The following is an 18,296-nucleotide window of genomic DNA, read 5'->3' on the forward strand; positions in this document are numbered from 1 at the left end:
ATAAAAAAAATCTCAGAAAGGAGCGAAGTAGCACCAGAGGCGGTATTCAAATACATTTATTACCTTCATCTTCGAATAACTTTATTGAAATCACCTGGCTATGTTTAACTACCAGTTTGCAAAACCACAGCACCCGTTGTTAACACCCTACGTTGACTATTTTGTTCAACTGAACGGTACCGGCGTTTTGTTTAAATCCATCTACTCCCGCTTGAATACTTCGTTTATCATGGATTTTGATTCCGGTACTTTTTATAATGAACAGCCCCTGAAAACAGGCTTGCTGGATGTAAAAGAAAGGATTGTCAGATTCAGCCCCATGACGGATCAGGCGGTTCCGGCAGATAAATTTTTCGTCAGCTTTACGCCTTACGGATTAAGTGTGTTTACAAAACAACCGATGTATGAATTAAATGAGGGACCTGTCACCGGGGAAGATCTTTTCGGGAGCAAATTATCATTGCTGTATGAAGAAATGCACCCCTTGCCTTTTGCATCACGGGTACCATTGTTTGAATCTTTTTTATTGAACAGGTTTATGGCTCCTCATGCATCCCATCAGCTTATTTTCGACCTGGCAGATAGCATCAAAAATAATGTGGAAGATGCACCTTTTCGACACCTGAAGAAATTACCACTGAGTGAACGGCAGATAGAGCGGAATTTCAAGCGATATACCGGGATTAGTATCAGCCGTTTTCTGAAGATTTCCCGTTTCGAAAAAGCCAAACAATTAATAGCCCGCCATCCTTCCCGGCGCCTGACAGACATCGCCTACCTTGCCGGGTATTATGACCAGTCACATTTTATTACCGATTTTAAGCAATTTACCGGGGTGAACCCCAAAAGTTACCAGGACTGTTGTTATCGGCAGCATCCGATAATGTCGGTCTGATACAATTCCGGAAAATCGAGCGGTGCTAATTTTGGCGTATAAATTCAAAATTATCTTATGCAAAACAGCCACCGTATTATTTTGGTAACTGGTATTACAGGTCAGCAGGGAGGGGCAGTAGCACGGGTATTATTGTCTGCCGGATGGGTCGTACGTGGATTTACGCGTGATATAACCGGGGTTGCCGCACAGCAATTGATAGCCATGGGAGTAGAGATGAGCGCAGGCGATCTCGCTAACAGGAGTTCGATTGACCGGGCGATGGAAGGAGTATATGGCGTATTCAGCGTACATCCGGGACCGTTAGCACAGGACCAGGACGAAGCCCTGGCCGGCAAGCATGTGGCTGATGCCGCAAAAGCCTGCCAGGTAGCTCATTTAGTATATAGTTCGGCGCTGGGTGTGGATCAGTCGGAACAAACCGGTATACAGCAGGAGAAAGCCATCGTTGAAAATTATATTCGTGAACTGGGTATTTCCTATACCATATTGCGGCCGGCAGCTTTTATGGAAAATTTCCTGAACCCCAGGTTTGGTGTGAAAGGATCTTCCTTTATTACGGCAGCTTATCCCGGTACACAAATGCAATTAATTGCTTTGGAAGATATCGGCCACCTGGCGGCACTGGCATTCGCAGACCCCAGGACATTTAATGGTCAGGCAATAGACCTGTCTGGAGATACCTTAACGCCCATTCAAATGGTGGCCGCTATGAGTAAAACCACTGGGCTGGAGATGAAGTATGAGCAGCTTCCTATGGAAACGTTGCGACAACTGAATCCGCGATTCGCCAGGGGATATGAAATACTTAACTCCGATAAAGTGTCCAGAGCAGACGAAGCAAGCCTGCGGAAAATTTACCCGGCGCTGCTGACATTTGAATCCTGGCTGAATAAAACAGGGGCAGCTAAACTTAAAGCGCAGGCCAGCGGAGTAGTATAGTGGGGAACAGCAGCAGGTGCTGAAAATAAGAGTGATATCCGCTCCTTTGGTGCAACAAAGCTGAAATCCGCTTATATTCGCTTATCAGCAATATTATATCAGTGGATTTTTTACGACTACCATTTCCCAGTTATCCTGACGTAAAACGGAAACGCTTATCCTCTTTGGCTTTCGGCCTATTCGTTTTTATCTTTCTTTCCTTCTTCCAGCCTTTTGGCCTGTCTGATTATTCCTGGCAGTCCTTATTGCTTGTCTGTGCCGGTTATGGAGCGGTAACCCTTGTCGTGATGTTTACCTGCATCTGGGGGCTGCCCAGGTTGCTGCCACGGATATTCAATGAGTCTGCCTGGACTGTGGGCCGACAGATTGGGATGATGCTGACCACCATTTTCTTTGTGACCATCGGTAATTTCCTGTATGGTAGTTTTTACCTCCATACCGGATTTTCCCTGGCAGTAATGTTGCTGTTTGGCGCCATGACGATTGCGGTCAGCATAATACCGCTCACCGTATTAATATTATATAACCAGCTGAGATGGCAGCGTAAGTATGCCGGTGAGGCGGAGGTGATGAATGCGCAGGTACAGGAAAAGAAACAAATAGAAGTACCTGCCGGGTATCCTGTACAGGCAAATATGATCCGCATACCCGCGGAGCAGTCTAAAGATGATCTTACGCTGGAGGCGGCACAATTGATCTGTATTGAAGCCGCTGATAATTATATAAGGGTGTTTTACGAGAGCGGGACTGTCCTGAAGCAGGTATTGCTACGCGGTACGCTGAAGCGAGCCGCCGAAAGCCTGGAAGGAAAGGATCATTTCTTTCGTTGTCATCGTACCTACCTGGTAAACCTGCACCGGGTAGAAGGTATCAGTGGTAATGCGGCAGGCTACAAATTGCGGCTCCAATTGTTGCCGGTGGAGGTGCCGGTGTCCAGGAATCTTCACCGGGAATTGTCGGATCGGTTGCTGTAAGTTTTCCATTCACCCCTTTGCCCCGGGACGCCTTTCCGTTCACCCCGGAAGCTTACTGGTAGCCCCTTTTGAAAAATAAACTAATGGGAACAGCTCATTTTTGCAGAAACGATTTTTGTATGAAACACCTGTTCCAGATTCTTCTTATCCTGCACATCATCGGTGGTACCCTTGCACTGATTACCGGTTCTTTCGCTTCCCTTACCAAAAAAGGGGGACGGGCACACCGTCTGAATGGAAAACTCTTTACGGTGGGTATGACCATCATTTTTATCACCGCCGTGGGGATGGCACTGCTTAAATCACTGACTTTTTTATTGATGGTTGGCTTCTTCAGTTACCACCAGCTTATGCGGGGATACCGGGCATTGTACCTGAAAAAATTATATATAGGCATGCGTATGGCCTGGCCTGATTACCTTATTAACGGGATCGGAGGGGCTTTTAATATCTGGTTGACCGTTTGGGGTGTTATGAGATTGGGGACCCCGTATGCTACACTGGCCTATGCGGCCATTCTCTTTGGTGGCATCGGGTTGCAGAGCGTAGTAAGAGATGTCCGCAAGTTTTATGTATCTCCCAAAGACAAACAAGATTGGTTCTTTACTCATATTTCCGGGATGGCCGGCGCTTATATTGCTACTATTACCGCTTTCCTGGTAGTGAATGTCCATTTTTTGCCCGGGTTGATTATCTGGACCGGACCTGCTATCATAGGACTTGTGGTGATAAACCTGACCATCAGGAAATACCGGAAGCAGTTTGCTGCTAAGAAAGCCGTACAGAGAGTATGACGCAAATCGCCCCTTAGATTGTCGCTTTGGCCCCTTATGTATTCTATAAGGGTGATTTACTTTTGAGGTAACAAATCTTTATATCATGCGAAAATTAATGATGAAAATGTCAATTTCCACCGATGGGTTTGTCGCCGCCGCCAATGGAAAGCTCGACTGGCTCTTCAAAACAGGGGATAATGAGTCGGCAGCCTGGGTATTGGAACTTTGCAAAACGGCAGGGATTCATATTATGGGCAGCAAAAGCTTTAACGACATGGCGTCTTACTGGCCTACGTCCACGCTACCTATTGCAGCGCCTATGAACGGGGTACCCAAGGCTGTTTTTACCCAAAAAGGGATGACTGGTTTTGATCCGGCAGATACTACTACGGCGTTAAAAAGTGCCCGGCAATACGATGCAGCCACGGGGGTGCAGCCTGCTGTAGAACTGTCGCCTGCTGCCGCTTCCTGGGCTTCACCACGGATTTTTGCCGGCGATTTGGCTGAAGGCATCCGGGAACTCAAAGCAGAGTCAGGGAACCCTATCCTGGCGCATGGAGGAGCGGGATTTATGAGAAGCCTGATTGCAACAGGGCTGATAGATGAATACCATTTAGTAACACATCCGGTTGCGCTTGGAACCGGACTACCGATATTTGACGGTCTTTCAGCGCCACTTTATCTGAAACTGGTAGATGTAAAGGTTTTCCCCAATGGTACCATTGCACGTACCTATCATCCGGCGTAAGTTACTGAAGATATTTAATCCGCATTTGCTTGTTCACGGAAGTACCTGCCATACCTTATATACGGTACGGCAGGGCTTTATTCCAGATATTGTGGAGGTTGACTGAACAAATAAAGTGCTGCTGTATCACTGTTGCATAACAGGGGTATTTGTGATTTACCAGCCGGGTATATTTTTAATTTTTTGTGAAGACATTAAACGGCATACTGGTTCCCGTTAGCTTCAATACTACAATACCGTGTGGCGGAAGATGGTAAACGGATTTTTTCCCGTTGGTAGTTTTTACGTCTTCGTGTTTCCACAAGTCGCGTATGGTAACTGCTTTGCCAGCATTTATGCCTACGGCACCCACCTCCAGTTCGGCAACAGCCGGTGCATCAGTAGTGTTGAGCAAGGCCACGGCTACCTGTCCACTGGTAACACCGATCAATGGTTTGGCCCAAAGCTGTACGCCCAATGTATCGCGGAATTTCCTGGCCTGATAACAAAGTGGATCCTGGTTAAGCGCAATCACTTCTTTATTGGTAATGATAGATAATGTTTGCGGGGATATTTTCCGGAGATCATTGCCCAGCAGGAGGGGAGAGTTCATGATACACCACATGGAGAAATGGCTTTTGTCTTCTTCATCACTCATCCCACGGCCTACCTGCAGCATATCCATGTCATTGAAATGACCGGGAGAGCAGTAGGGCCACAGATCGGCGTTGAGTGCAATGATCCGGAGAATAGACGCGAAGTGGTTGTCGATGTCGCCGGAAACCCGCCATGAGTCGGCCACCAGCGGTGCCCATTTGCCGGGGAATTGCCAGCGGCAGATGTTGAATACTACTTCCGGCTTGATGCTTTTGATCCAGTTGGAAATTTGCGTATAGCGTAATTGTTCATCGAGTCCTAAATCTTTTCCGCCACACCAGTCTACTTTCAGGAAATCATATCCCCATGTTTTCAGCAACAGGGTGAGGTCTTGTTCATCATGCCCATACAGCCCTGAGCCGGAACCAATAGTATCCTGGTCCCAGATGGCAGCGCAGGTATTAACGCCGGCTTCTGCATAGATGCCTGCTTTCAGTCCCTTGCTGTGTATATAATCGGAAAGTCGTTTCATGCCGCCGGGGAAACGTTGTGCGTTATGCAGCAATGCGCCTTTTTCATTCCGGCCACCAAAGAAACCATCGTCGATGTTGATGTATTGATAGCCGGCTTGTTTCAGTCCATTTTGCACCATGGCGTCGGCTTGTTCCCTGATCAGTTGTTCATTGATATGAATGCGGAAGTTGTTCCAGCTGGCCCAGCCCATGATAGGTGTCTGGGATTTAACCGGTGTGTTTTGCGCCATTGCCAGCTGCGTGCAACACAACAGGCAGATCGCCATAAACATCCGTTTTACTTGCTTATTTATCATGTGCGGTAATTTACTTAGATAATTACGAATTGCGAATTACGAATTACGGATTTGTGGGGAGATGATAGCGAATCAATTTCGCGTTTACCATCTCCCCACAAATCCGTAATTCGTAATTCGTAATTCGTAATTCGTAATTCTTTTCTTCTATTTCTTCTGTTGAGACAGGAAGGTAACGAGTGATGCAAACTCCTCGTAAGACAAGGCATTGGCAAGGCCAGTAGGCATCATAGACGTTTTCAGTTCCTTACGGGTAAGGATATCCGCTGTTTTAATCGTGGATACTTCCCCTGCGATATTTCTCATCACCACTTTAGCAGAAGTTTCTTCTGTTACAAATCCCATATAAGACTTATTGCCTTTTGCGGTAATCATCACCGTGGCAAAGCCCTGGGAGATGGAAGCGTTAGGTTTCAGAATAGATTCAGCGATCTGCTCACGGTTCATGATAGAGCCTATTTGTCCCATGAATGGTCCTTTCATTACTTCGCCTTTATTGATAGCGTGACAAGCAACGCAGCCCTGCTGGGTAAACAGGATTTTTCCTTTCGCAGGATCTCCTTTTAATTTATTAACCGCCAGCAGTACATCTTCGATAGATGACTTGCCTACCTGGCCTTTTTTGCTTTTGATTTTTTCCAGGTCTACCTTAGGTTCTTTCGCCACCGGAGCTGCTGGTTTTTTCTCTGCTGCAAAGGCTGCAATACCCATTCTGTTGCGGGCATCGAGATCTCTGTAGAATGCCAGCCCGGTTGGACCCGCCTTCAGTGATGCCGCTTTCAGGAATTTTTCGATAGCAGGTGATCCTTCCCAGGTAACATCTTTGTAGTAAGGGCCATGTGAATCAGGTCTGGTACCCCACCACCAGGAAGCGTCGTAGGTATCTTCTTTTTTATAAAGACGAGCCAGTGTAACAACGATCTGTTTTTTTACTTTCTCATTTTTGGAAGTAGCATAAGCACTGATTAAACCGGTTACGGCTTTCTGATCATGCATATAACGTAACGCCCATAAAGCGAGGGTGGAGTTTTCTGTGTTGATGGCTGCTACTGCTGCGTCTACGGCATGCATATTTACCAATGCGCGAACGGCCAGGTGAGGCAGTACAATAGCGGCATTAGGGGTAGCATGAGGTCCTTCTGCCTCTTTCACCGGTGCGGTAAAGGAAGCCGGTACTTTGGTGTCCAGCAATGCGTTGGCGGTTTCGATACGGTTTAAACGTCCCAGTCCTACGATGGCTGCTGCCTGTACACGTGGATTCGCATCTTTCAGTCCGGCCAGGAAAGGTTCGGATGAAACGTCGTTCAGGAAAGCTTTTCTATCTGCCAAAGCACGTAGGGCATGTTCTCTTACGGCAGGATCTTTTGCTAAATCTGTTAAAGTAGCGATGCCGTCTTTACCTGCCGCCTGTGCATAGGTATAAAGACCAGCTACGCGTGCATATAAGGGCAACTGGGCATCTGAAGCGATGGCCAATGCCGCTGCAACAGAAGGCTTATCGCCATGTGCAATTAATTCCCGGGAAGCCGTTAAGCGGGCTACCGCACTGGCAGATTTCAGCATGCCGGCCAGTTCCTCTGTAGAGGCTTTGGCTACATCCGGAAATGCTTTATAGGTCCAGTCGTTTGGTACTACGCGGACTACATAGCCTCTGTCGGGGCTTCCGGAATAGCCGGCGCCATCCCAGGCAGAGAGATAAAGTCTGCCGGAACCGTCTACATCCAGGTCAGTAATCTGTGGAAGTTCTATGAACTCTTCATCTTTCTGCGTGAAGGTAGGGCCATCAGGCGTTACGCGATGAATGTAAAGCATGCTGCGTCCCCAATCTGCCATCATCGGAACGTTGTTGTATTTTTCTGGCCAGCCTGGTTCAGACATGTATAAGGCGCCTGTGCCGGAGCCACCACCCAGATCCGCGAGGGCAGGGATGATTTCATCTGTGAAGTGCTGGAACAATACAGGGTAGCCATATTCGGCGGATTGGATATGATGCGAGAAACGCACGTTCCATCCACCACCATCGTTGGTGTTTTCACGGGTGAAAACATTCATGTAAGGGTCAATGGCTACATCGTATACGTTACGTGTACCATGGGTAAACACTTCCATTTCGGTACCATCAGGGCGTACCCGCACAATACCACCGCCCAGCATGGTCAGTTTTTTGCCGGAACGATCGGTGGCGTTATGGAATCCGAAATCGCCTACGGAAATATAGATCCAGCCATCAATGCCCATTCTGATACCATTGGTGGCATGGTCGGTGCCACGTTCCTGGATATATTTGGCATTACTGATATTTTCAATAAGTGGTTGAGCAGGACCGTCGGCCTTGCCATCTCCATCTTTGTCTTCAAACACTACGAGGGCCATCCCGGTTGCTTTGCCGGTTTCTTTGGAAAAGGTGGTATGTAATACATATACCTTATTGCCCTGCACAATGATGCCGCGTGGATTATCTACGGTAGCAAATTCAATGTGCTGGTCCATTTTGCCATCATTGTCTTTATCAATGAGTTTCAGGATCCGGCCTTTCCCCATATCTTTTCCCAGGGAACCGATCATATCTACACCAACAAATACTTCGCCGGTGGGCGCTACTGCAAGGCAGGCGGGGCTGGGTGTTACATCAGGGCCGACAAACCGGGTAATGTTTAATTCCGGTGGATTCGGACGACGGGAAGAACTGGGGGGATCCCCAAGGAATGATTGTGCACCAATAAATACTGCAAGAGGATAGATCAGGCCAAGTGAAAATTTCATCATTTTGCTCGCTGTGTTAATAAAATAGTATTACTCAATGCTTTATCTAAAGCATTGGTCAAGATAGAAAAAATAAAATTTCGTGTGACAATTATTTTTGGAATGGTATAAATATGAGGTGTTTGTCGCTATCCGTGGGTTGAATGGTGAAAATATCCGTTTTGCTTTCTTCTTATAAAAGCAAAACAGTTTTCTCCTTTTTAATGCTTTTCTGGTGAAAGTTTCTCCTTAACAAAATACCCTTATAGCAAAAGACCTGTAAGGTGAACTTACAGGCCAGGTTTTTTTTAATCAGAAGAGGGGATCGGTTTTTAGGAGGATACTGGGTAAAAAATAATATAGATATCGTTAGATAAGCAAGCGATGTATACCACCCTGGGTCAGGCAATACCCAGGTGTTTCATGACATAATTCACCACACGGTCGCCCCTGTAAAGGTCGAGAGAATAGATATGATCTTTCAGATAGTTTTTCAGGTTTCCCCGGAGCAGGCTCCTGGCCCTGGTTAAACGAACTTTCACACTTGCCTCTTCGATACACAATGCCTCCGCGGTATCGTGGACCGACATATCCTCTATTTCACGCAGCATGAATACCAGTCTATATTCCTCTGGTAAATCTGCAATAGCCTTTTCGAGTATCCTGCTTAGTGCTGGATTGGCTGATTTATTTGCAGGTGGTTTCATATCAATAAAGTTGTAAGATTCATTGTTCTCAGCAAGATGATAACTGGTCTTTCGTTGTTTTTCCAGGCACTGGTTGAGCATAATATCTATTAGCCAGGTGCTGAATTGCGAATGGCCACTAAAACCGGACAGCTGTTCAAACGCTTTAATATAGCTGGTTTGTATAGCATCGGCCGTTTCGGCTTCATTTTCCAGAACGGACATGCCCATTCTATACAACAGCTGGTTGTGTTTACGGATGAGCAGCTCAAATAGTTGCTTCTCGCCGGCTAATATTCTTTCAATGATCTTTACGTCAGCAATCAGAGTTGACATAGTAGTTGACTTTCCTTTCATATGGCAATCGCAGGAAATGCTTTATCTGTTAGATGACAACAACGAAAAAAGGTTACAAACTTTTTTTTAATAAACAAGGAAGAATGGAAAGGGAGATTTGTTTCGCACATAAAAAAGACCAGCCAGGCTTCAACCTGGCTGGTCTTTTTTTTATACCGCATTATTAAATAGTCAACAGTAGCCTTAAGGCCATATGCTGGCCTGTACTTCGGAAATATGTTTCAGTTGTAAGAGGAGCATGCAAAGCCTTGACTGGCCGATACCGCCGCCCATCGACAATGGGTAGGCATTATTCAATACCTGGCTATGGAACTCCATTGCTGCACGGTGGGCACAATTTTTAGCTTCCAGCTGTTTGCGTAAGGCGGTGGCGTCTACGCGGATGCCCATAGAAGAAATTTCCAGTGCTGCATCGAGTGCCGGGTTCCAGATGATCAGGTCACCATTAAGGCCCGTGTAGCCCTTATCGTTAGTGGTGGTCCAGTCGTCATAGTCCGGGGCCCTGTCGTCATGTACCAGGCTATTGCTCAGCGGACCGCCGATACCAATGATAAAGATGGCGCCAAATTCTTTCGCACAGGCGTTTTCCCTTTCTTTGGGTGTCAGGTCGGGGTATTGTTGCAGCAGGTCTTCACTATGTACAAAATGCAGGGTCTCTGGTAACTCAAGACCAGGCAGCCCTTCTTCCTGTATGCGGCTGTTGGTAGCGCGTAAGGCCTGGTAGATGGCTGCTACGGTTGCTTCCAGGAAAGGAATATTTCTGTCGGCAACGGTGATATGTTTTTCCCAGTCCCACTGATCCACCAAAAAGCTGTGAATAGGAGAGGTTACTTCATCAGGTCTGATAGCACGCATATCGGCAACGATACCCTGACCGGCAGGGATTTCCAGCTCATGTAAACGTTTCCGTTTCCATTTAGCGAGTGATTGTACTATTTCAATATTATTATCTACACCTTTTAATTTGAATGAAACGGGTTTTTCAACGCCATTGAGATCATCATTCAACCCGGTTCCTGATTTAACAAATAATGGAGCGGCAACTTTTGTCAATGAAAGTTGCTTGCATAGCTGCAGCGAGAAATAGTCCTTAATAAAGGCAATGGCCTTTTCTTTTCCCAGCAGGGTGGTGTGGCTGGCTGTTAATGTTGCGGATGACATAGATTTTTTTTACTATTTTTTTGTTTTGATGATGGTGTGATTTAATAAATTTTATTAAAAAGCTGCTTTTGTGATATAAAAGTCATCAAAATAATCAAAACAGTAAAATATTTTTAATGAAAACTAAAAATATTCGGTTTTTGTTCAAAAAATCAGAAAAAAAATTGGGAAAAGTTAAAAAAGAGCGGTTTTATTGAAAAAAAAACGGCAAAAAGAAAGGCTGGATTTAATCCAGCCTTTCTTTTTATGTTGTTGAAATGCCTCTATTTAACAGCTATTACTTTATTATAAATTTTAAGATCGCTGATATACCCTTTGAAGCTGTTGGTAGTATCACCTATATGTTGCAAGGGAAAAAAGAGTGTTTGTACAATGGCTCGCTTACTTTTTGTTTCCGGGAATTGCTGCATACCACCTTCCAGCTTTTCTATCAATACACCATTTGCATACAACGAAGTGCCTTTGTTATTCCCGGTGATTACGATATGGGTCCATTTTTCTTCTGGTACGGCGTAATGGAACGAATAATTATAGTCTTCCCGGGAGAAGCCAAGGCACCCGGTTTGCTGCTGCCGTAATTTCACGGTCGCATCCGGAGACGAGAAAAGTACCGCATCCGCTTTGTTGCCTTTTTCCGGCCACAGGTAGAAAGATACCGTATAGTCGTAACCGATACCTGCATAGCCCGTTTCCACATAACTGCCGGAAGATTTTAAGTGTACGGCGTCACGGCCTTTGTAATGCCGGATATCTGCCTGATGTAGTTGTAATTTGCCAGAGAAAGGAACAAGAGAGTCTCCTGCCAGTTTTCCCCTGATGTTAAGACCCGGACCTTCACCCAATGCAGCAGCATGGAGCGCAAACGTATCGTAGCCCATCAGTTGCTTTTTGCCGGACCACATTTTTTCGGCCAGTACCTGCATGGCCGGAAACACCCGGTCGTGTACATCTTTTGCCGTAATACCATTGCCTACATGGTCATTCCATACCGCAAAGGAGCCACCTTTTATTTGGGGATTGTTGTCATCAAATACCTGGTCACCAATCATAGATGGAGTCCATTTATTATAGAGGTTTTTAAGATTCAGGTAGTCATAGTAATAACCGGCGGCGGGCACAATGTAAAGCCAGCCATCGGGTGTACTGATGGCGTTATAGCCCAGTTGCAGCATGGCTTTGGGGTCGGCATAGCCGTTGTACCAGAGATTCATGGTTACACCCTCCACACGCACCGGTGTATTGCCGGCGTTGTTGGTAAGAGACCCCCACATTCTTGCCTTTTTCCCATAGTGTTGTACCAGGTCGATGTAATGATTCATGAAGTGACGGAACTGCTCAGATTCTTTCTTACTGTATTCATCTGTACCAATATGCACTTCTTTGCCCCTGAATACCGGATCAGGGCCCTGCAGGTATTCTTTGAAGACATTATCAATGACTTCGTAGGTTTTTGGGTTGTAGAGATCCAGGTGATCCATCCCATATATGCGACTCCCAATTTCCGGGAACAGTTTGGTAAATGCCAGCGAATGAGCGGGGACGTCTATCTCCGGGATGATGTTAACGCCAAAACTATCTGCCATTTCCTGTAAGGCGATGAATTCGGCTTTTGTATAATGTCCGTCTTTGGCCGTAAGGGCAGGGTAGGTACTACTTTCCAGCCGGAAAGCACTGTAGGTGCTGTCCCAGTTGTTATGAAAGAATTGTTTGGGTCCCTGGTCGTTGAGGTGCAAATGAAAATCGCTCATTTTATAATAAGCCATGAAGCGAACATATTCACGTAAAAACGCCATAGGGAAGAACTTCCGGCCTACATCCAGTACAAACCCCCTAATGGGCCACTGAGGAGCATCGGTAATACTGCCACGTGGAATGCGGGATGCCGTTGGCGATTGTGCCAATAGTTGTAACAGGGTCCGGGTTGCCCAGAAGCAACCTTTGGCAGATCCGCTGATATGAATACAGCTGTCAATTACCAGCTGGTAAGCCTCCGGATTTTTTGTGCTGTCTGTTGACAGCGTAAATTGCAGGTCCCCTTTTTGTAGCGTGTTTTTTTCGCTGAGCTCAACCCTGACACCATATTGTGTGGCAAGATCATTTTTAAAAGTAGTAATGTAAGGTTGCAAGGCTGCCCGGTCCTGTGAGGAGGTGATAATATTCAGTTGCGAAGGGAGGGTGTAGGTGCCGGTATCTCCCTGCCAGGTATTAACCGCCGGTATGGTGAAGGGTTTGCCGTTCACCTGGCTTTGAGCGGTTGCTGCTGGCAGCGCCAGTAATAATGCTATGGGGATATTTAAGCCAATAGCCACACACCGTAACGCACTCAACGACGCTAATCTTTTTTTCATATGTTCACTGTTTTATAAAATACACTCAAACGAATATCCGCAATTTTAGAGCGATAAGATGTATCTCACTATTTTTTTTGCGTCAGCGCTGCTTAAGTTGGGATGTGCCAACATCGGTGTTGGTCCCCAGTTACCACTTCCTCCGGCAATAACTTTAGCGGCCAGTTTATTGACATTGACTTCACTCACCTTATATTTTTGAGCAATGGCTTTATAGGAAGGACCTACTAATTTAAGATCCGGCCGATGACAGGCCGCACAGTCCAGTTGTGAGATCAGTTTCTTTTCTGCGGCAAATTGCTGCGGCTTTTGGAGGCCAGCGGTTTTGGGCAGATGATTTTCTTTTTTTGCGACAGCAGCCTGTTTCATTACTGCTGCGGCAGCCAGGTTGCTGGAATCCAGGTTTTCCAGTTCGGCAGCTGTAAATAATGCGGTGCGATTTTCGGTTAATGCCCTGATATTGCGGACTTCTTCCGGGCTGATGATCTGGAAACGACTGCCCGATGGCTTGAACCGGTAATGAACATAACTCAGCACATTGGATACCCATTCATCACTATTCGCTGCACCCAGCGGCGCCATTACATCGGGATAGGTATTGCCGTTGATGGGACCTGACAAACCATGCAGCAGGATGTTGATGAGGGCAGCGCTGTTTCCGGCCCTTTTTGAATTTGCCAGCGGAGGTGCGGCCATCGGAGCGCCGCCAATTGAAATGCCTTTTCCATTATCTCCGTGGCAGGTGGCACAAACCTGCTGAAATGTTTCATGACCCTTGAGAATAATCGCTCTTTCGTTTGGCGCAATACCACTCAGATCCATGCCATATCTCTTTTGATGACTGTTTTTTGCTATTAAGCCAGCAATAGCGGTCAAACTTTTAACATTTCTTCCGGAGGCGATAAAACGTTCCAGCATATCGTTGGATCCGGCAGATTCATAATAGGAGAGCGAGGCTACTAACTGCGTTTGTACATCCGCATCCGACTCATTGGACAGATCCATTAGTGCAGCCCTTACCGTTGTATCACGCTGTTTCAGCAATGGCTCGCTGACAACAATGGCTGCTTTGCGTACCTGTGGGCTTGCATCTTTCAATGCGATTTGAATCACTGATTTATCAGCCGCATTCAGGCCCTCCAGCGTCCACAGGGCGTGAAGACGCGCCAATTCATTCGGGTTATTTTTCAGCAGGTCCAGCAGTGCAGGTATCACTGACCTGTCTTTTCGCACAATCAGTTCCTTTTGTGCGTTATCCCGCCACCAGCCATTGGGATGGGAGAGGTACGATACCAGTGTTTTGCCATCCTGGGATAACATACCAGGCCGGGGACCCGGTTTATATCCATCATGTACCAGGCGGTAAATTCTTCCCTGACCGATGTTTTTGTCCAGGTTTCGTTTCTGTATTTCCGGCCTCAGGTAACTTCCTTTCCGCGTCCAGTTACCTTCCTGGATAATGCCTCTATGCATATCCACAATGTACAGGCAGCCATCCGGGCCATTGGCCGTATTTACGGGCCGGAAATTCATGTCGGTAGCAGCCATAAACTCTTCCTGTTGATATGCATTCTGTAACACCCTGATACCATTCTGATTGAGGACCTTTGCCCGGCGAATCAGCCGGCCTACCGGTTCACATATAATAAGATCACCTTTCAGATCGTCGGGGAGTGCATTTCCCCTGACAATGGATTGTCCGCAACACCCGGTGAAATGATTGAGCGTACTATCCGGCCGTAACCTGTCTGGCCCTCCCTGTACGTCTGGTGTGGCTATAATAGGCCATACGGCATTGAAGCCGGGGGAGAGCTGTTCCGGAACATCATACCGGCCATAAAATGGATTGATCTGGAAACCCAAAGCCGGTACCTCACCTCCCGCGGAAGAAAAATATAACCTGCCATAGTCATCATTCCCAATGCCCCATTGCCCATACCCTGTAAACATGGTATCCGCAATCAGCTGGTCGCCGGTATACCTGTATCGCAGATTTTCATAAGTGGTATAAATTCTATTGTCAATATTCCAGGTAAAACCACTTCGCTGGTGCTCCAGATTGCCGGTATGCAGCTTGCTGTTGCCAAATACCTGGATCTTTTTATCCGCTTTGCCGTCGCGGTCTGTATCTTCATAAGACCAAATGTTATTGGTATAAGTTTCACTGACGAGCAGCTTTCGGCCTACACAAAGAATCATACGTGGTAGTACGAGACTATCGATATAGACGGTACTCCTATCCATGATGCCATCTCCATTGCTGTCTTCCAGCAAAACAACCCTCGACAATGGCGCATTCTCATTAGATCCATCCACGTCCTGCATATAGGTAAGCATTTCGGATACAAACATACGACCATCACCATCCCAGGCAATCGCAACGGGCTCTTTAATCATCGGTTCACTGGCCACTAATTGCAGGTGGTAGCCGTCGGGAACATGAATGGCGGCCAGGCTTTGTTCGGGCGATAAATAAGCACCGTCGGGATGTTGCTGTACAATAATTTTCCCGGTAGAATCCCTTGGTAGTTTAGTAACAGATGCCTTTGTAACAGAAGTGCTTTTTCGTGGAATACTGCATTGATAAATCAACAATGTAGTGCCGGCAACCAACAAAGTTGTGAGGAATCGTCTTTTCATAATTTGGAATATTACAGCTGCAAGGCCGCAGTTGTCAACTTATATGTTTTGAAAATTGAAAATCATATCGCAGTTTTCATCACTGCAACAGATGGTAGATCCTGGTGGTGTTCCTTCGTGGATTGACCGGAAATGTTTCTTCCGCATATAAAATATTGTTCACGCTGTAGCTATACAACAGTATCGTCCTCACTTCATGCGAGCCTGACAGAAATCGAAGATCCGGCAATTCCATTGATTGCGCAACCGTGATATTAGCAATTATCTATGCTTTTTTTACTCTGGTAATAAATCGCATCGATGGCCGGGATACTGGTAAAGCGCGTTGGCTACTTATCGTTCTATACCCCATGGCAGAATCGTACAATTTTACGCTAACGGCAGTCCGTAGTTTTGCCGTATCAAAAAAAAACATACTACATATGAATTGCACCAGGCTACTTCAGTGGCAGCTTGCCTGTATGGTATTTGCCTTGCCTGCTTTGGCTCATCCTATAGCAGACCGGCATATACCGGCAGACAGCTGTCTTACAACATCATCAAAAAATCTCCCTGTTACCATGGAAAAATTCGTGATCGCTAAACTGTTTATTCAACCCGCTTCCGTAGAGGAATTCCGGCAGGCACTGGAGCAATTGGCAGTGCAAACCAGGAAGGAAGCAGGTTGCCTGGATTACACCTATTACCCGGAATCCGGTCAAACAGGGGTATTTACGCTCATAGAACATTACCGGGACATTGCCGGCCTGAAGTTTCATTTTCAGCAGGCTTACCTGGCGGAGTTTGTGAAGAAAGTGGATAAATGGAAATCGAAGGACCTGCAGGTTTACTTTTTGTCATCTGAGCCGGATGCGCTCAAAGACGACAAGTAGCAATGTTGATCAAGTCTTGCAGGAGATAGAATCACTCCGGGCCTGGCACCGTAGAATCTCCTGCAGGCTCTGATGAAATGCGACTGGTCATAGTAACCGAAATCAAATGCCACCGGGAGATAATCTTTGATCTGGTGGGCCAGCAAATATTTCACGGTGTTATTAAGTCGCGCTGCTTGCTGGAACGATTTCGGCGTAGTGCCCACGTTATGAATGAACAGGCGCTCAAACTGCCGGTAGCTCTTTCCCAGGCGGTCGCTGAAAGATACCAGGTCTGGTATATCTACGTTATAATATAATTGCTTCACAGCTTCATCTACCAGGGCATGCGGGCGGTGATATTTTTCCAGCAGACAAAGCAGAAAGTCTTCAATGAGCGTCAGTTGCTGCGACAAGCCTGCGCAGCTATGCAATCTTTCTGTCAATCTTTTCCCTGCATCTCCATATAGCTGACAGATATCCGGAAATTGCTCAATGTTATCCGCCACCGGCATCGGGCTGAAATGCCGGAGCGCGCCCGCTTTAAACCGGACAGCAATAAAGAAATGTTCCTGGTTGATCAGTGGATGATAATGCTGATGGCGAATGCAATAAATCGCTTGTAACGGAGGCGTGTATACGGTGTTCTCTTTTGTAACAAGCCTCAACGGAGCTTTGAGCTGGAAAATCATTTCCGCCCCCGTTCCTGCGGCCATGGTAGGCTGTGCATATGCTGCGGCAGTACCTTCGCCCGTCCAGAAACGATCGATATAAGGACGAAGGGAGAGAGGAGGCAGGTAAGATGTTTTTTTGAACAGGGCATCCATATCGTAAAAGTACAGGATATTTTTGTAGATGCCGGGAATTAGGAAGATACAATTATCTCCCATTATTTCAGGACCTTTGTATTCGTTAAAAGCCGGCAAAATGAACGAACACAGCCCGTCCAATCTGCATTGCGTGTATAGTGTGCTCCACTTTATAGAGCAGCACTATGACCGGGCCATTACAATAAAAGAGTTGGAAGCGGTGTCGCATTATTCCTACCGCAATATTCAGCGGATCTTCCGGTATACTTGCGGCGAGACGATTGGGGCCTATCAGAAAAGGCTGCGGATAGAGAATGCGTATAAGTTAATGTTGTATACCAAAGAACCTATTACAGCCATCGCATTAAAAGTGGGGTTTGCGAACCTGGCGTCTTTTTCAAAAGCATTTAAACAACATTTTCATTGTTCTCCGAAGGAAGCGAGGTTGAACAAAACAGGGTTGTTCCAGGAGGCGGATATTGTTCCCATAGAGTCTGACCGTGTATTAGCGCCTGAAATTATTTATTTTCCACCCGTTAAAATATATTATGAGAGTGCCACTTTATCTTATGAGAACAGGGAGATAGAATTAGTATGGGAGCGTTTTATGAAGCATGAATTTCCCGGTGGTACCCATTATTTTGGCGTAATAGCAGATGAACCGTTGATCAAAGAGGCATTGGATTGCAGGTATGATGCGGGAGCTTCGGAACAGGCGATCCGGAAATCATTGCCCTCAAAAACGATATTGGGCGGGCGTTATGCCCAATTTATCCATACAGGATCATATGACAACATCGAAGAAACATACAGGGATATATATGCTGGCTGGATGCTGGAATCAAAACTGGAATTTGGACATACGCCGGTGATCGAAAGGTATATAAAACATGCGGATAATACGGATTCAATAGCAGAGCAACTGACCGGCATATTGCTACCCCTGAAATAAGATTGTCAAT

Annotated in this window: 14 protein-coding genes; 7 read left to right on the forward strand and 7 right to left on the reverse strand. The window is 46.3% G+C overall.

From position 1 onward, the window contains the following. Window positions 1-100 precede the first annotated feature (100 nt). The 5 genes from AC5ZC7_RS10825 (at window position 101) to AC5ZC7_RS10845 (ending at window position 4,335) form a co-directional block, all read left to right on the forward strand. A complete protein-coding gene (locus AC5ZC7_RS10825) occupies window positions 101-895 on the forward strand; it encodes a helix-turn-helix domain-containing protein (protein WP_496159279.1) in 795 nt (264 codons plus the stop codon). A 57-nt stretch (window positions 896-952) separates the two neighbouring features. Beyond that, on the forward strand, window positions 953-1,837 hold the full coding sequence (locus AC5ZC7_RS10830; protein ID WP_496159278.1) for an NmrA family NAD(P)-binding protein: 885 nt from the start codon (window positions 953-955) through the stop codon (window positions 1,835-1,837). 164 nt (window positions 1,838-2,001) lie between these two features. Further along, on the forward strand, window positions 2,002-2,811 hold the full coding sequence (locus tag AC5ZC7_RS10835; protein ID WP_496159277.1) for a LytTR family transcriptional regulator DNA-binding domain-containing protein: 810 nt from the start codon (window positions 2,002-2,004) through the stop codon (window positions 2,809-2,811). 119 nt (window positions 2,812-2,930) lie between these two features. After that, a complete protein-coding gene (locus AC5ZC7_RS10840; protein ID WP_496159276.1) occupies window positions 2,931-3,605 on the forward strand; it encodes a hypothetical protein in 675 nt (224 codons plus the stop codon). 85 nt (window positions 3,606-3,690) lie between these two features. Beyond that, complete coding sequence (locus AC5ZC7_RS10845) at window positions 3,691-4,335, forward strand: dihydrofolate reductase family protein (protein WP_496159275.1); 645 nt, start codon at window positions 3,691-3,693, stop codon at window positions 4,333-4,335. A 175-nt stretch (window positions 4,336-4,510) separates the two neighbouring features. Here AC5ZC7_RS10845 and AC5ZC7_RS10850 read toward each other — a convergent pair whose 3' ends face one another. The 6 genes from AC5ZC7_RS10850 to AC5ZC7_RS10875 form a co-directional block, all read right to left on the reverse strand. Continuing rightward, window positions 4,511-5,740, reverse strand: a complete 1,230-nt coding sequence (locus AC5ZC7_RS10850) for a glycoside hydrolase family 27 protein (protein WP_496159274.1) — start codon at window positions 5,738-5,740, stop codon at window positions 4,511-4,513. A gap of 147 nt (window positions 5,741-5,887) precedes the next feature. Continuing rightward, window positions 5,888-8,506, reverse strand: coding sequence for a DUF7133 domain-containing protein (locus AC5ZC7_RS10855; RefSeq protein ID WP_496159273.1), 2,619 nt, complete (start codon window positions 8,504-8,506; stop codon window positions 5,888-5,890). 377 nt (window positions 8,507-8,883) lie between these two features. After that, a complete protein-coding gene (locus AC5ZC7_RS10860; protein WP_496159272.1) occupies window positions 8,884-9,504 on the reverse strand; it encodes a sigma-70 family RNA polymerase sigma factor in 621 nt (206 codons plus the stop codon). 204 nt (window positions 9,505-9,708) lie between these two features. Further along, window positions 9,709-10,686, reverse strand: coding sequence for an aspartate--ammonia ligase (gene asnA / locus AC5ZC7_RS10865; RefSeq protein WP_496159271.1), 978 nt, complete (start codon window positions 10,684-10,686; stop codon window positions 9,709-9,711). Between the two features lie 263 nt (window positions 10,687-10,949). Beyond that, window positions 10,950-13,034 (reverse strand): family 20 glycosylhydrolase, encoded by a 2,085-nt coding sequence (locus AC5ZC7_RS10870; RefSeq protein ID WP_496159270.1) that lies wholly within the window; start codon window positions 13,032-13,034, stop codon window positions 10,950-10,952. Between the two features lie 45 nt (window positions 13,035-13,079). Beyond that, window positions 13,080-15,674, reverse strand: coding sequence for a DUF7133 domain-containing protein (locus AC5ZC7_RS10875; protein ID WP_496159269.1), 2,595 nt, complete (start codon window positions 15,672-15,674; stop codon window positions 13,080-13,082). 422 nt (window positions 15,675-16,096) lie between these two features. Here AC5ZC7_RS10875 and AC5ZC7_RS10880 point away from each other — a divergent pair, with 422 nt between their 5' ends. Beyond that, the gene (locus AC5ZC7_RS10880; RefSeq protein WP_496159268.1) at window positions 16,097-16,546 is read left to right on the forward strand and encodes an antibiotic biosynthesis monooxygenase; all 450 of its coding nucleotides are present in this window, start codon (window positions 16,097-16,099) and stop codon (window positions 16,544-16,546) included. Here AC5ZC7_RS10880 and AC5ZC7_RS10885 read toward each other — a convergent pair. Next, the gene (locus AC5ZC7_RS10885; protein WP_496159267.1) at window positions 16,501-17,415 is read right to left on the reverse strand and encodes a helix-turn-helix domain-containing protein; all 915 of its coding nucleotides are present in this window, start codon (window positions 17,413-17,415) and stop codon (window positions 16,501-16,503) included. The two genes, AC5ZC7_RS10880 and AC5ZC7_RS10885, sit on opposite strands and share 46 nt — an antisense overlap. 37 nt (window positions 17,416-17,452) lie before the next feature. On the opposite strand from AC5ZC7_RS10885, the gene AC5ZC7_RS10890 reads away from it, so the two are divergent. Next, on the forward strand, window positions 17,453-18,286 hold the full coding sequence (locus tag AC5ZC7_RS10890; RefSeq protein ID WP_496159266.1) for a GyrI-like domain-containing protein: 834 nt from the start codon (window positions 17,453-17,455) through the stop codon (window positions 18,284-18,286). Window positions 18,287-18,296 lie beyond the last annotated feature (10 nt).

The organism is Chitinophaga sp. 9-1-y, assembly GCF_059511905.2.